The 15265-nt window shown below is 44.2% G+C and carries 13 protein-coding genes; 4 read left to right on the top strand and 9 right to left on the bottom strand.

What is annotated here, in order from left to right:
* Both nth and gloA read left to right on the top strand, forming a co-directional pair.
* Nucleotides 1-633: an endonuclease III gene (gene nth, locus M9194_RS14290; protein ID WP_250613358.1), complete on the top strand. Its 633-nt coding sequence runs from the start codon at nucleotides 1-3 to the stop codon at nucleotides 631-633.
* A 14-nt stretch (nucleotides 634-647) separates the two neighbouring features.
* A complete protein-coding gene (gloA, locus tag M9194_RS14285; protein ID WP_250613357.1) occupies nucleotides 648-1064 on the top strand; it encodes a lactoylglutathione lyase in 417 nt (138 codons plus the stop codon).
* 123 nt (nucleotides 1065-1187) lie between these two features.
* Here the strand turns inward: gloA and M9194_RS14280 are convergent, their stop codons facing one another.
* The 5 genes from M9194_RS14280 to motY all read right to left on the bottom strand — a co-directional run bounded on the left by M9194_RS14280 (nucleotide 1188) and on the right by motY (nucleotide 6620).
* Nucleotides 1188-1571 carry a hypothetical protein gene (locus M9194_RS14280; RefSeq protein WP_250613356.1) on the bottom strand — a complete coding sequence of 128 codons (384 nt, stop codon included), beginning with the start codon at nucleotides 1569-1571 and terminating at the stop codon, nucleotides 1188-1190.
* Between the two features lie 93 nt (nucleotides 1572-1664).
* Complete coding sequence (locus M9194_RS14275) at nucleotides 1665-2414, bottom strand: MBL fold metallo-hydrolase (RefSeq protein ID WP_250613355.1); 750 nt, start codon at nucleotides 2412-2414, stop codon at nucleotides 1665-1667.
* A gap of 102 nt (nucleotides 2415-2516) precedes the next feature.
* The gene (locus M9194_RS14270) at nucleotides 2517-4934 is read right to left on the bottom strand and encodes a hybrid sensor histidine kinase/response regulator (protein ID WP_250613354.1); all 2418 of its coding nucleotides are present in this window, start codon (nucleotides 4932-4934) and stop codon (nucleotides 2517-2519) included.
* 185 nt (nucleotides 4935-5119) lie between these two features.
* Entirely contained in the window at nucleotides 5120-5590 is a 471-nt protein-coding gene (locus M9194_RS14265; RefSeq protein ID WP_250613415.1) for a Dps family protein, read from the bottom strand.
* Nucleotides 5591-5738: 148 nt separating this feature from the next.
* A complete protein-coding gene (gene motY / locus M9194_RS14260; RefSeq protein WP_250613353.1) occupies nucleotides 5739-6620 on the bottom strand; it encodes a flagellar protein MotY in 882 nt (293 codons plus the stop codon).
* Between the two features lie 236 nt (nucleotides 6621-6856).
* Here motY and rnt point away from each other — a divergent pair, with 236 nt between their 5' ends.
* Both rnt and M9194_RS14250 read left to right on the top strand, forming a co-directional pair.
* Nucleotides 6857-7504 carry a ribonuclease T gene (rnt, locus tag M9194_RS14255; RefSeq protein ID WP_250613352.1) on the top strand — a complete coding sequence of 216 codons (648 nt, stop codon included), beginning with the start codon at nucleotides 6857-6859 and terminating at the stop codon, nucleotides 7502-7504.
* Between the two features lie 26 nt (nucleotides 7505-7530).
* Nucleotides 7531-8862, top strand: coding sequence for a Na+/H+ antiporter family protein (locus M9194_RS14250; RefSeq protein WP_250613351.1), 1332 nt, complete (start codon nucleotides 7531-7533; stop codon nucleotides 8860-8862).
* A 71-nt stretch (nucleotides 8863-8933) separates the two neighbouring features.
* Here the strand turns inward: M9194_RS14250 and sucD are convergent, their stop codons facing one another.
* The 4 genes from sucD to sucA all read right to left on the bottom strand — a co-directional run bounded on the left by sucD (nucleotide 8934) and on the right by sucA (nucleotide 15202).
* A complete protein-coding gene (sucD, locus tag M9194_RS14245; protein WP_250613350.1) occupies nucleotides 8934-9806 on the bottom strand; it encodes a succinate--CoA ligase subunit alpha in 873 nt (290 codons plus the stop codon).
* Nucleotides 9806-10972, bottom strand: coding sequence for an ADP-forming succinate--CoA ligase subunit beta (gene sucC / locus M9194_RS14240; protein WP_250613349.1), 1167 nt, complete (start codon nucleotides 10970-10972; stop codon nucleotides 9806-9808). Before sucC ends, sucD begins: the two co-directional genes overlap by 1 nt.
* 185 nt (nucleotides 10973-11157) lie before the next feature.
* On the bottom strand, nucleotides 11158-12366 hold the full coding sequence (gene odhB, locus M9194_RS14235) for a 2-oxoglutarate dehydrogenase complex dihydrolipoyllysine-residue succinyltransferase (protein WP_250613348.1): 1209 nt from the start codon (nucleotides 12364-12366) through the stop codon (nucleotides 11158-11160).
* A 19-nt stretch (nucleotides 12367-12385) separates the two neighbouring features.
* Nucleotides 12386-15202: a 2-oxoglutarate dehydrogenase E1 component gene (sucA, locus tag M9194_RS14230; protein ID WP_250613347.1), complete on the bottom strand. Its 2817-nt coding sequence runs from the start codon at nucleotides 15200-15202 to the stop codon at nucleotides 12386-12388.
* Nucleotides 15203-15265: the final 63 nt, after the last annotated feature.

Below are 15265 nucleotides of genomic sequence, written 5' to 3'. Positions count from 1 at the left end.
ATGAACAACACGAAAAGAGTTGAGATTCTCACCAGACTTCGAGAAGCCAATCCTCATCCGCAAACTGAGCTCAATTGGTCGACACCCTTTGAGCTTCTGATTGCCGTTTTACTTTCTGCTCAAGCCACTGATGTGAGTGTGAATAAGGCAACGGATAAGCTCTATCCTGTCGCTAACACACCACAAGCTCTATTTGATCTAGGTGTAGATGGAGTAAAAGAGTACATAAAAACCATAGGTTTATTTAACTCTAAAGCCGAAAATGTCATTAAAACATGTCGTATTTTACTCGACCAACATAATGGCGAAGTTCCTGAAAACCGCGAAGCACTAGAAGCGCTGCCTGGCGTGGGCAGGAAAACCGCTAATGTCGTTCTCAATACGGCCTTTGGCTGGCCGACCATTGCTGTTGACACCCATATCTTTAGAGTCTCCAACCGCACTAAGTTTGCGATGGGAAAGAATGTTGACCAAGTCGAACAAAAATTGTTGAAAGTTGTACCTAAAGAATTCAAAGTGGACGTTCATCACTGGTTGATTCTACATGGCCGATACACCTGTGTGGCACGAAAGCCAAGGTGTGGAAGCTGTATAATTGAAGATCTCTGTGAGTTCAAAGAAAAAACAGAATAATTTAGGAGCAATGTATGTCTAACGGTCGCATTCTACACACTATGTTGAGAGTTGGTGATCTTGATAAGTCTATTGCGTTTTATACAGACGTGATGGGAATGAACTTGTTAAGAAAAAACGAAAATAAAGAATACGAATACACGCTTGCCTTTTTAGGCTATGGCGATGAGTCGGAAGGCGCGGTGATTGAGCTAACCTACAACTGGGGCAAATCCGAATATGACTTGGGGAATGCATTTGGTCATATCGCTATCGGTGTCGATGACATTTACTCAACCTGTGATGCTATCAAGCAGTCTGGAGGCAATGTGACCCGCGAGCCAGGGCCAGTAAAAGGCGGCACCACGCAAATCGCATTTGTCAAAGACCCAGATGGATACATGATTGAGCTTATCCAAAACAAACAAGCATCGGAAGGTTTGAACGGCTAAGCCCAACTTCAAAACGAGCAATCATTTTCTTAAGGGCTGAAAGACTTTTTAAGCCCTTTTTTACATGTATACCCAAGTACTTCAAGAAGCAGAATTCAGAGGGCTTCATTGATTTATTTGAGCTCATGACTGTATGGAATGATCCGCCTTACACTTAAACACAGTAACCACTCTGTAGTCATCATCTGAATTTAATGGGCCAGTTGTAAAAACCGTATCTGAGTTTAGGGAAACAACATTAGAAACGATGTTTGCCGCGTCCTTTATGTTTTTATCAATGCCATTGTAAGTACTCTGTTGTGAAATAACCACATAGGACTCATTTAAGCTTTGGCACTGTAGCTTGGCTTTTAGAAGACTGTCTTTTATTGCGGCACTTTCATCAGATGACATAGATATGGCTTTATATCCATGCTCCGTTGGATAAACCTCTGTATTAGCAGTCGCTGCACACCCGGACAATACAATAGCGAGACTTGCAACAGTAGAAAACATTCTTAATTTCATTTTTCTCTCTTAGACTAACTTTATTAAAGTGATAGAGCGGGACAGTGCTGAATTATAGTCTGGTGCCTTATAGAGGAAAAGAGGCGACAACAATTAAAACTGTTGAAACACTCTCATTAATTTTGCCTTTGTCACACGCCAATGAGTCACGGGCACCTTTGGCGCTAAATTCACTAAATATTCGTATTCTTCACGGCTAAAACTCACTTCTCCACCATGAGCTAAAATGACGCTTGATGGTTTTAACTCTTCCACTTTTTTTAAGGAATTACGGTATCGATTAGGATGGAAGATCGGAAAGGGAGGAATGTATTTATTCTTAACTTTTACAGCTAAGTCGGCAACATACACTTTTTTACTGTGCTTATGAAAAAGAGACAGATCTCTATCTGTGTGTCCATGGGTTTCAATGACCTGCCAGTCTTCAAAACCAGGGATAAGTTCATTATCTTTGAGTAACGCATCCGCATTCAATCTGGGCCAATACCAAATGCTTTTTCTTGGCTTTCCTAAACGCTTTGCCACCCATTTGCCAAGAATGATCTCGCTAAGGTACATGAAAAAGCCATCAACACCACTGTACCATTCTCCTTCAACACAACCTGAATAGATTTTACAGCCAAAGCGTCGCTTCAACGTATTCGCCGCCCCAGCGTGGTCTGGGTGCATGTGAGTCACCACAACGGCTTCTAAGTGCTCAATTGGGCGATTTAATTCCTGGGTAATGTAATCATAAACCACATTAACATCTGGTTTACAACAGCCGTCTAACAGTAATATTTTGTCGTCGTAGACAGCCAAATAGATTGACTGGATATAGCCTGAGATCTGCTTTAACTGCATTGATTAGCCTCATATTTGAGATGACTTTAGCAGTGTAACAATCCGCAATATAGATTCAAACAATTGTTTCAATTTTGTTAAATAAAGAATATAAGCATCAGCTTAGCCGATTTCACTTGATCCTGAAGCCCCATCGGTTTGCAAACTCAACAACCGCTTAGCTTGATGAGTATTGACTTGTAAACGGTTAATCAGCATTTGTAATTTCTCAATACTTGGCAACTGATCGTTCTCTAGTCGAGTCGTAATCGACTCTAACTGGTTTAGCAGCATGGGTAGTTCTAGGCCCTTGGCTATCGTAACTAGAGGCTCAACAATTTGGGATAACGTACTTGGTTCCTGCTCTCCAAAAGCATCGAGAAGTTTGTCCAGCGCTTGGTCAAATTCAGTGATAATAGTGTTGAGCATTGTAGGCAGATCGGACGGGTTGGTTTGATTCAGTATTTCTGATTGGCTCAGCTCTTCTTCCGTTAAAGTTAGGTCTTCTAATTTGTTTCTGTGCAGAGCAACAACATTATTGCTTGGTGAGAATCGTGCTGAAAATTGGGTAAGCGCTTGCTCAAAGCTGTCTTCTTGAAGCGGCTTGGTGAGCACATGGTCGGCTCCAGCATTGATAAAACCATCATGCGCCTCTTGAAACACGTCTGCGGTGTAAGCAAAGATTAATGTGTCCATTCCAAATTTATGGCGAATAATATGAGTCGCTTCAATGCCGTTCATTTTCGGCATATGATTATCCATAATAATTAGCTGGTAATCTTTATCTTGCACCATTTGCGTAGCAATAAGTCCGTTTTCTGCCGTATCAACATTAAAGCCCCGTTTCTTACAAAAATTCTTCGCAATCAGAGCATTGACACGATTATCCTCGACCAGCAAGACATTTGAACCCATAGATGAATGAGCCTGATGATCTTGAGTATCGTCGCATAGAGACTTTCTTACTGTCCAAGGTAACGGTAGTGAGATGACGAACTTTGAGCCAATGCCCACCACGCTGCTCACTTTTATGTCTCCGTCCATGAGATCAACCAACTTTTTCACTATGGTCAAGCCAAGCCCTGTCCCACCAAACTTTCTCGTCGTTGATGTATCTGCCTGTTCAAATGAGTTAAATATGGTGTTCAGCTTTTCCTCAGAGATACCAACGCCAGTATCGGACACTTCAATATGTAGCCGGCGGTCTGCTTGATTAATAGTGGCACTAATTGACACACTGCCAATCTCGGTAAATTTTGTTGCATTACCCACTAAGTTGTAGACCACCTGCCTTAGCCGAACAATATCCCCGGTAAATTCAATCTCTCCAGCCACTTTGTTGTCAACATTAAAAGCAATGCCCTTTTCCTTTGCCAGTGGCTCAATCGTCCCTTGAATAGGAGTGACAATATCGTCCCACCTAAATGGAATCTTCTCTAACTCTAGCTTGCCACCTTCAATCTTAGAAAAATCGAGTATGTCATTGAGAATGGTCATTAGATGCTGCCCCGACTCGACAATTATTTTGGCGTTTTTCTTGGTTTGCTCTTCTTTTGTTTCATCAAGAATCATCTGGCACAAACCCAATACTCCGTTCATTGGCGTTCTAATTTCATGGCTCATGGTAGATAAAAAGTCAGACTTAGCTTTGGTTGCGGCGGTTGCTCTGTCTGCAGCGGCTTTGAGCTCCTTGTTTACTCGCTGGCTTTCATTTGCATGCGCGATCAAGCTGTTTGTCATACTACAAAAGCCATTGGCCAGTTGCCCTATCTCATCTTTGGCACAAATACGCTCTGGCACACTCAATATCGCTTTGCCACGTTGTAAATTGCCACGAGACACTTCTCTCGTCGCATTTAGCAATGGCGCAAGTTGTTTCTTCAGTCGATATGATATCCAAAAAGACACCCCCATCACCGACAACGCCAAAAGCAAAGTCCCAAGAAATAAAGCGTAGCTCGTGCTTGTCGCCGAATTTTCAGAGTTCGTGATCCTTTGTTCTATTAGAATTCGTTCAATTTGTATGAAGGTGTTGATTTCAGAGCGAATGCTATCGATGATCCGCTTGCCTGCTGCGGCGTGTAATTTATCGACAACCAAGTTTGAAGGCATTTGTCCCTTGGCAAGGTCCCGCCGTTTTTCTATGGAGATGGCCGCAATTTTTTCCAACCATTTTTTTTGCAACTTGTCTATTTTACCTAAGCGCACAACCTGAGGAGGGTTGTCACTCACTTGCTTGGCTAACACTTCCAATTTGCTATCCCACTCTAAAAGAGAGGCGGCATAAGGCTCTAGAAACTCCTCATCCCCGGTGATGAGGTATCCACGTTCACCCGTTTCCATATCCAAGACCAAAGTCAACAACTCTTGAGCTCTTGCGATGGCTTTATGTGTGTGGGTGACCCATCGATGATCTTCCACCATGGATTGAGTATTTCTGTAAATCCCGACGGATACGAATGCCAATAGTAGAAGAGGGATGGTAAAAGCCGTTAATAGCTTTGTTTGAATCGAAATATCATTAAACCACGATCTATCCATAGCTTTAGCCTGTGAGCGTACTGTATAGGCTGAAGTATAGTGAACACCCTTACTTTTTGTACAACCTGTTGCTTATTTGATGTTAGATTTGAGGAAGAGACAGGGGAAATAGACGAATATCGCCATATGGCGCAGTCATCCGCGCGATATGGCGATACCTAAACAAGCTGAGGATACGACAGGCATTATTTAAGATACGATGCCATCATCCAAGTTTCTTTCTCTTGCTCGCTGATATAATCGCTCATCAAAGAAGCCGTTCCTTCATCACCTAGATCGCCCGCCGCCGTTAAGATGTCGCGTTGTTTGATTAGCAAGATTTGATAAGACTCTAAGATATTACCTAGCGCCGTCTTACCATCTGTTACGTTTAGTACTTCTTTTAGCTCTGACTGCTCTAAATAACGCGAGTAACCGTGCGAAGGTGCGCCTTCTAGAGTGAGAATTCTCTCGGCAATTTCATCCACTTTATCAATCAGGTTGTTATAAATTTCTTCAAACTTTGTGTGTAATTCGTAGAAATCTCGCCCTTTAATGTTCCAGTGGAAACCACGGACATTCATATACAAGATTTGGTAGTCCGCAAGTAGCAGGTTTAATTTATTTGTTAGTTGTAGGCTTTGTTCTTTGTCTAACCCAATAATATTGTTGTTCATCATCATCCCTCTTTTTTCCAGTATTCTTACTATGGATATAGAATAAACCAACAAAGAAATTAGATGAATTTGTTTGAATTTATCATTTCAATAGGTATAACCTATCAAAATGAAGCATAAAGACACTTTGAGTCGTAGCTAAAACCACCTAAACCTGAGTGCGACCAAGGGAAATAACCACTCGGCGGTTTTGATCTTTTCCAATAGGAGAAGCGTTATCAGCTATTGGGCGACGCTTACCATAAGCGTGAACTTGAATTCTGTCTTCAGACAACCCCAGCGATTGGAAATAATTTCTTAGTACATCTGCCCTTTTTTCTGACAGGTCTTGGCTGACGGCCTTAGTATCTGTTGAGTCGGTGTATGTCGAGACCAAAACTAAGTCGATATCTTTGTTATAGCGAATGTACTCGGCGATTTGGGCCAAGCGCTTTTGCGACGCTTTATTGAGTTGAACACTGGTTCGATCATAATGGAGTATGGTAAAAGCAATATCCTCAAAACTATAAGGCAGCAATTTACTAATGCACTGGCTAAAGACATCGTACTGATGTTGAAACAACACAGATGACAATGCCACTTCGACCCTTTGATTGCGGCTCTCCCACCCCAAGTAGCTAAACGTTGGATAACGGCCTTTTTCCAATTCGCTTAAAATCCCCCAAGCCGTTTGTCCTCCGACATATCCATCGAATTGTTTGAAAAATTTCAAATTTGATATGCGATCAGCGGTGTCTCCCGGTCGCCAAGAAGGAGGCATAGAAATAAGGCTGACATCTCTTGTTGCGCCCATAGGTAAACGCATCTTAAGCTCGAAGTCTAAGTTGATTTTCTTGCTCGCGTGGGAGGTAAACTCTGCATCGCCGTAGTGTGGAATAGGGTGAACCAAGCGGCACTCTAATGGGGTATTTACCGCCATTTCCCATTTCGATTCCGTGGGGGAAGCCACGTAGCGTTTACTTGATGCCTCTGAATGAAAACTTATCAGGCATGCTAAAGCGCTTAAACCAAATACTGTCCACTTTTCCATATACTGCATTCTCTGAAACCCATAACTCAATAGGAAGCGGTTTGCCGCCTATCGTCTCTACATAAGCCTGAATGCAAAAAGCCTGCCGCCTTACCGTGCATGTTTGAATAAAAGTAATGTATACAATGTAGAGAGTTCCTATTTATGCCTCTCATCATCTTTAAATTATAGGTGCTAGTTTTTCTCCTACGAAGAATCTGCAATAATGATGCCCTATTTAATAAATTAGGTAACTCATGTCTTCAAACAATGACGCCCTAACACTAAAAGGGCGCTTTCGTGGTTATTTCCCAGTCGTGATTGACGTAGAAACTGCGGGCTTTAACTCGAAAGCCGACGCACTGCTGGAAATTTGTGCTATTACACTGAAAATGGATGAAAACGGTGATCTGCACCCTGCCACCACTTGTCATTTTCATGTTACCCCATTTGAAGGTGCCAACATCGAACAAGCAGCTCTAGAATTCAACGGAATTCGAGACCCGTTTAGCCCATTGCGTGGGGCTGTCACGGAATCTGAGGCACTGAAAGAAATTTATAAAGTGGTGCGCAAGGAACAAAAAGCTGTCGACTGCAACCGAGCAATTATCGTTGCCCACAACGCCACTTTTGACCACAGTTTTGTCTCTGAAGCCAACGAACGCAGTAAACTAAAGAGAGTGCCATTTCACCCTTTTGCTACATTTGATACCGCAGCCCTGAGTGGCTTGGCCTACGGGCAAACCGTGCTGGCGAAAGCTTGCCAAACAGCAGGGATTGAATTTGACAATAAGGAAGCACACTCTGCTCTTTATGACACGCAAAAAACCGCAGAGTTGTTTTGCCGAATCGTCAATAAGTGGAAGGCGCTCGGCGGCTGGCCTCTGACCGACAGTCCCCAATAACATTCTTCAAATAGTTAAGGACAACTATGAACCCCGTTGTAATTTCTGTGTGCTTAATGCTGCTTTTGGCACTCATGCGCGTAAACGTGGTTATCGCACTGACTTTTAGTGCAATAATCGGTGGTATAACTGCAGGTATGAGCTTAGGAAATACCATATCTGCTTTCGAAAGTGGTCTAGGCGGAGGCGCTACTATAGCGCTGAGCTACGCCATGCTAGGAACGTTTGCCGTTGCCATTTCTCGCTCTGGCATCACGGATCTGCTCGCGCAATCTGTGATAAAAAAGCTCACTGGCCAGCAGAATGATGTTGCCGCGAATAGCATCAAGTATGGTTTACTTCTTTCCTTAGTCGCCATCACAATGTCATCGCAAAATATCATTCCTGTTCATATCGCTTTTATTCCGATTTTAATTCCCCCACTTCTCAGTGTCTTTAACAGCCTTAAGCTAGACAGAAGAATGCTGGCGTGTATTCTCACTTTTGGCCTCATCACACCATATATGGTGCTACCGGTTGGCTTTGGCGGGATATTTCTAAATAATATCTTATTGAAGAACCTGAATGACAATGGCCTGCATCACGTAAGTGCATCTCAAGTCCCTGAGGCCATGCTGTTACCTGCCTTTGGGATGCTGGTAGGGCTGCTTAGCGCCGTTTTCATTAGTTACAAAAAGCCACGTACTTACCAGCAAGTGGAGCTTGACCACACAACACACACTGGCCAGAAAGCAAATTCCACCCGCAAGCCTATTATTGTTGCATTAATTGGCATTGTCACTGCGCTATCTGTTCAGCTCTATACAGGCTCGATGATTATCGGTGCGCTAGCTGGATTTATGGTATTCACCTTTGGCGGCGTCATACGCTGGAGCGAAACTCACGATGTGTTTACTCAAGGTGTTCACATGATGGCCATGATTGGCTTTATTATGATTACAGCGGCGGGCTTTGCTGCGGTCATGAAACAAACTGGCGGGGTCGAGACCCTCGTTCAATCTGTTTCTTCGATAATCGGAGACAACAAGCCTCTCGCCGCTTTACTTATGCTCGTCGTCGGGTTGCTGGTCACAATGGGAATTGGCTCTTCGTTTTCGACCATTCCTATCATTGCCACAATATACGTACCACTTAGTGTCGCGTTCGGTTTTTCTCCCATGGCAACGATTGCTTTGGTTGGTACAGCTGCGGCTTTGGGAGACGCAGGCTCTCCTGCTTCTGATTCGACGTTAGGGCCAACATCGGGGCTCAATATGGATGGGCAACATGAACATATCTGGCAAACCGTAGTCCCTACTTTTCTACACTACAATATTCCTTTAATTGCATTCGGCTGGCTTGCCGCGATGATTTTATAACGCGCACAAAAAAGCCCCCAAAGACTTGGGGGCTTATTACAAATTTTTTAGCTGTATTCTTTACAACGAGATTACCAACCAGTAATTTCGCGAATGCCTTTACCGATGTCAGCTAGGCTTTTCACGGTCTTAACGCCAGCGGCTTCAAGTGCTGCAAACTTGTCATCCGCAGTACCTTTACCACCAGAGATAATCGCACCAGCATGGCCCATACGCTTACCTGGAGGAGCAGTCACACCAGCAATGTAAGAAACGACTGGCTTAGTGACGTTGTCTTTAATGAAGGCTGCCGCTTCTTCTTCCGCTGTTCCACCGATTTCACCAATCATAACGATGGCTTCAGTTTCTGGATCTTTTTCAAACAGCTTAAGAATATCGATAAAGTTAGAGCCTGGTATTGGGTCACCACCGATACCAACACACGTAGACTGACCAAAGCCTTCGTCTGTTGTTTGCTTCACGGCTTCATAAGTGAGCGTACCAGAGCGAGATACGATACCTACTTTACCTTTCTTGTGGATGTGACCTGGCATGATACCAATCTTACACTCATCTGGTGTAATAACACCTGGGCAGTTTGGACCGATCATTACAACGCCAGCTTCGTCTAGTCGAACTTTCACATCAACAAGGTCAAGAGTAGGGATGCCTTCTGTGATAGTCACGATCAGTTTGATGCCTGCGTCAATCGCTTCTAGGATTGCATCTTTACAAAATGGTGCTGGTACATAAATAACCGAAGCCGTAGCGCCCGTTTTCTCAACTGCATCACGTACTGTATTGAAAACTGGCAGGCCTAGGTGAGTTTGTCCGCCTTTACCAGGTGAAACACCACCGACAAGTTGAGTACCGTAATCAAGTGCTTGCTCTGAGTGGAAAGTACCTTGACCACCAGTAAAGCCTTGGCAAATAACCTTCGTATTTTTATCGATTAAGACTGACATTATTTGCCCTCCGCTGCTGCAACTACTTTTTCAGCTGCTTCAGTTAGAGAGGTCGCAGCAATAATATTTAGGCCACTATCAGCCAGTTTTTGTGCACCAAGTGGTGCGTTGTTACCTTCAAGTCGAACAACAACAGGCACTTTAACGCCTACTTCTTCAACTGCGCCGATAATACCGTCAGCAATAAGGTCACAACGTACGATACCACCAAAGATGTTTACCAATACGGCTTTAACATTGCTGTCAGATAGAATGATCTTGAATGCTTCAGTCACGCGCTCCTTGGTTGCGCCGCCACCAACATCTAGGAAGTTAGCAGGTTTGCCGCCGTGAAGGTTTACGATGTCCATGGTTCCCATCGCAAGACCTGCACCGTTAACCATACAACCGATGCTGCCATCTAGGGCAACGTAGTTTAGTTCCCATTTTGCTGCGTGTGCTTCGCGCTCATCTTCTTGAGATGGATCATGCATTTCACGTAGTTTTGGATGACGGTACAATGCGTTTGAATCAATGTTAATCTTACCGTCTAGGCAAACTAAGTTGCCATCGCCAGTAACAACTAGAGGGTTGATTTCTAACAGAGCAAGGTCAAGCTCAGTGAACATTTTGCCAAGACCCATAAAGATCTTCACAAACTGTTTGATTTGGTCACCTTGTAGGCCCAATTTGAATGCTAGCTCACGACCTTGATACGTCATAGGACCTACGAGTGGATCGATAGCTGCTTTGTGAATAAGTTCTGGCGTTTCTTCTGCAACTTTTTCAATTTCAACGCCGCCTTCAGTAGAAGCCATGAATACAATGCGACGTGTAGAGCGATCGACAACAGCGCCTAGGTACAGCTCGTTAGCGATGTCAGATGCTTCTTCAACAAGAATCTTAGAGACTGGTTGGCCATTTTCATCCGTTTGATAAGTGACTAGGTTTTTACCGCTCCACTTTTGGACAAATTCTTTAATGCCTTCTTTATTGTCATGCAGTTCAACGCCACCAGCTTTGCCACGCCCACCGGCATGCACTTGGCATTTTACGACCCATTTGTTTCCACCAATTTTACCTGCCGCTTCAGCTGCTTCATGTGGAGTGTCACACGCGTAGCCTTCTGGCACTGGCAAACCGAATTCTGCAAACAGCTGTTTGGCTTGATATTCATGCAAGTTCATTACGTTTTTCCGTCTTGTGATCCTTTGAAGGATGAGTTTTCTCATATTGCATCATCGAAATGAGCGATATGTCTGTAGGGTTACTCAAATTTAGAAGACAAACCACAACGTGATCTTATGTGTCTTCAGTATAAAAGGTTAGACGTTGAGCAGGTCTAACCTTGTTTTTTCTATTTAATCTCGCGTTATACGCCTAATAGCAAGCGAGCTGGGTCTTCTAGCAATTCTTTAATTGTTACCAAGAAGCCCACCGACTCACGACCATCAATTAAGCGGTGATCGTACGATAGCGCTAGGTACATCATAGGCAAAATCTCAACCTGTCCATTAACGGCCATAGGACGCTCTTGAATCTTATGCATGCCAAGAATAGCAGATTGAGGTGGGTTAATAATCGGTGTAGACATCAAAGAGCCAAACACGCCACCATTAGTAATGGTGAAGTTACCACCCATCAATTCATCAACGGTTAACTTGCCATCACGACCTTTAAGTGCAAGCTCTTTGATACCTTTTTCAATATCTGCAAAGCCTAGCGTGTCGCAATCTTTCAATACCGGCGTTACTAGACCACGAGGGGTAGAAACCGCCATGCTGATGTCAAAGTAGTTGTGATAAACAATATCGTCGCCATCAATTGACGCGTTTACTTCAGGATAACGCTTAAGCGCTTCTGTTACCGCTTTCACGTAGAAAGACATAAAGCCAAGTCGAATACCGTGTCTTTCTTCGAACTGGTCTTTGTACTGCTTTCTTAGATCCATAATTGGCTTCATGTTCACTTCGTTAAACGTCGTTAACATCGCCGTGCTGTTTTTGGCCTCAAGCAGACGGTTTGCAACCGTTTTGCGCAAACGTGTCATAGGAACACGTTTTTGGCTACGAGCAGCAACTGGTACAACTGGCTCGTCTTGTTTTGCGTTTGAAGCACCGCCTTTATTTGATGCTAGGTAAGCTTCAATATCTTCTCTAGTAATACGACCGCCAACGCCTGTACCCTTGATTTGGCTTGCTTCAAGGTTATGCTCGGCCAGCAAGCGTCTTACTGCTGGGCTTAGCGCATCATTAGACTCTTCAGCAAGCGTGGCCTTGTGTCTCTTGTCTGGAGAAGCTGCAGGCTCTTCTGTTTTATCTTTCGTTGGTTCGCCAGCGACTGCGCCAGGCTTCAACTTAGCGATAAGCTGCTTAGAAAGTACGGTAGCGCCTTCCTCTTCAATGATCGCTTCCAGTACACCTTCATCTGGAGCCGGTACTTCCAATACTACTTTGTCCGTTTCAATATCGACGATCACTTCATCACGAGCAACCGCTTCTCCTGGTTGTTTATGCCAAGTTGCCACTGTTGCGTCTGCTACAGATTCAGGCAAATCTGGAACCAGAATTTCAATTGTCATATTCTTCTTTCCTTTCACTCTAGTTCTTATCTAGGGTAAGAGCGTCTTCGACCAACGCTTTTTGTTGTTTCAAATGTACGGACATGTATCCGACTGCAGGTGATGCAGAAGCTGGACGGCCTGCATAAATCAACTCCGAACCTGCTGGTATTGAGGCTCTAAAGTTATGCTGGCTGGAGTACCATGCACCTTGGTTTTGTGGCTCTTCTTGACACCAAACAAAATCAACCGCATTTGTGTAATCTGCGATGGCAGCTTTCACTTCTTCTAACGGGAATGGATATAGCTGTTCAATTCTGATAATAGCCACATCATCCTGTTCGTTGTTGCGACGTTGTTCTAGGAGGTCGTAATACACTTTTCCTGAACACATGACGACGCGCTTGACTTTCTTCGCATCGAGCTCATCAATTTCAGCAATCGCAGGCTGGAACGTACCGTCTGCTAAATCATCAATATGTGAGATACAAAGCGGATGTCTTAACAATGATTTTGGTGACATCACGATCAATGGACGTCGCATTGGGCGAACAACTTGTCTTCTAAGCATATGATAAACCTGCGCAGGCGTTGAAGGAACAACGACTTGCATGTTCTGCTCAGCACACAATTGTAGGTAACGCTCTAAGCGCGCAGACGAGTGCTCTGGACCTTGCCCTTCATAGCCATGAGGTAATAGCATAGTTAGGCCACATAAACGAGCCCATTTCTGCTCACCAGACGAAATAAACTGGTCAATTACAACTTGAGCACCATTAGCAAAGTCACCAAACTGCGCTTCCCAAAGTGTTAAACCGCCAGGCTCTGCCGTCGCGTAACCATACTCAAATGCAAGTACTGCTTCTTCAGATAAGACTGAGTCAAATACTTGGAAAGGCCCTTGTTTATCATGGATATGAGCAAGAGGCGCATAGGTGCTAGCATCAGATTGGTTATGAAGTACGGAGTGTCTGTGGAAGAAAGTACCACGTCCAGAATCTTGCCCTGAAATACGAACTCGCTTGCCATCATCAACCATAGTGGCGTAGGCAAGCGTCTCAGCCATACCCCAGTCGATGGCTTTCTCGCCTTCCATCATGGATTTTCGATCGTTATACAGCTTGTTCACGCGGCTTTGTAACTTGTGGCTGTCTGGGTATTGGCAGGTTTTGTTGCCTAGCTCGATCAATCGTTTACTATCGAGCTTACTATCCCACTCCATATTCCAGTCATGACCTAGGAATGGAGACCAATCAACAGAATGCATCGTCATCGGACGCCATTCTTTAACAACCACTTCACCTTGATCGAGTGCATCACGATATTCGTTAACCAGCTGAGTTGCGGTTTCGATTTCAAACTCGCCTTTATCAATCAACACATCAGCATAAAGTTTACGCGGAGTTGGATGCTTCTTGATTTTTTGATACATCAGAGGCTGTGTTGCGTTCGGTTCATCAGCTTCGTTGTGACCATGGCGACGATAGCAAACCAAATCGATGACAACATCACTCTTAAAGGTATTGCGATAATCTAGCGCAACTCGAGCGACGAATGCGACCGCTTCAGGGTCATCAGCATTAACGTGGAAAATAGGTGCCTGTACCATTTTAGCGATATCGGTACAGTACATAGTGGAACGAGTGTCTCGAGGGTTTGAAGTGGTAAAACCAACTTGGTTATTGACTACAATTCGAACCGTCCCGCCTACTTTAAAGCCTCGAGCTTGGGACATATTAAAGGTTTCTTGAACTACGCCTTGGCCCGCAATCGCTGAATCACCATGAACGGTGATAGGCAATACGCTTTTACCATCGTGATCGTTCAGTCTGTCTTGACGAGCTCGAACTGACCCCATGACAACTGGGTTAACAATTTCCAAGTGAGATGGGTTAAAGGCGAGAACTAAGTGAACATCACCTTTCTCAGTCGCAAAGTCTGCCGAAAAACCTTGGTGATATTTCACATCACCCGTACCCCAGGTTTCGTCATGCTTACCTGCAAACTCATCAAACAAGTCTTGCGGTTTTTTACCTAGTACATTCACTAGCATATTGAGACGACCACGGTGAGCCATGCCCACAACGACTTCGCGCATGCCTTCATTTCCCGCATGACGTATAATCTCTTTCGTCATTGGGATAAGGGCATCACCACCTTCTAAAGAAAAGCGTTTTGCACCGGGGAATTTTGCACCGAGGTAGCGCTCTAAACCTTCTGCGGCAGTCAGTTCTTCAAGGAATGTTTTTTTCTCAGACTTACTAAAAGTGGGCTGGCCAGAGACAGATTCAAGTCGCTGCTGAATCCAACGCTTTTGCTCGGTATTGGTCATGTGCATATATTCTGCACCGATCGAGCCGCAATACGTTTGATTTAATGCTTTATACAGGTCACGAAGCACCATGGTGTCTTGACCAATAGCGAATGAGCCTACATTAAATGTTTCGTCAAAGTCATCTTCGGTTAGATTGTGGAAGGAAGGGTCCAGCTCAGCGACTGTATCTCTATTCCAAAGACCTAATGGGTCTAAGTCAGCTGCTTCATGCCCTCTAAATCGATAAGCATTGATTAATTGCAGTACTTTTACTTGTTTCGCATCGACATCTGGGTCACTAACTTGGGCACTGAAATGCTTTGTTTCTTTTGCGAGTCGTCGGAAGTAGTCGCGGACACGTGAATGCGGTTGTTCAACCGACTCAGAAGATTGCTTAGGCAAATCTTCAAAAACACATTTCCACTCCTCACTTACCTGTTCGGGATCACTTAGATACAGTTCGTAGAGTTCTTCTACGTAAGTTGCATTGGCGCCAGCCAAGTGTGAAGACTCGAGCCATGCCTTCATCACACCATTGTGCATTATTTTCCCTTAACCAGTAGTTTTCACATTATGTTCGGTCTATGCCGAATTGGTATAAATAGC

Origin of the sequence: Vibrio sinus (assembly GCF_023634645.1) — a bacterium.
Classification (GTDB): domain Bacteria; phylum Pseudomonadota; class Gammaproteobacteria; order Enterobacterales; family Vibrionaceae; genus Vibrio; species Vibrio sinus.
Note: the sequence above shows the minus strand (reverse complement) of the source record. Positions and strands in the feature narration are given on the sequence as shown.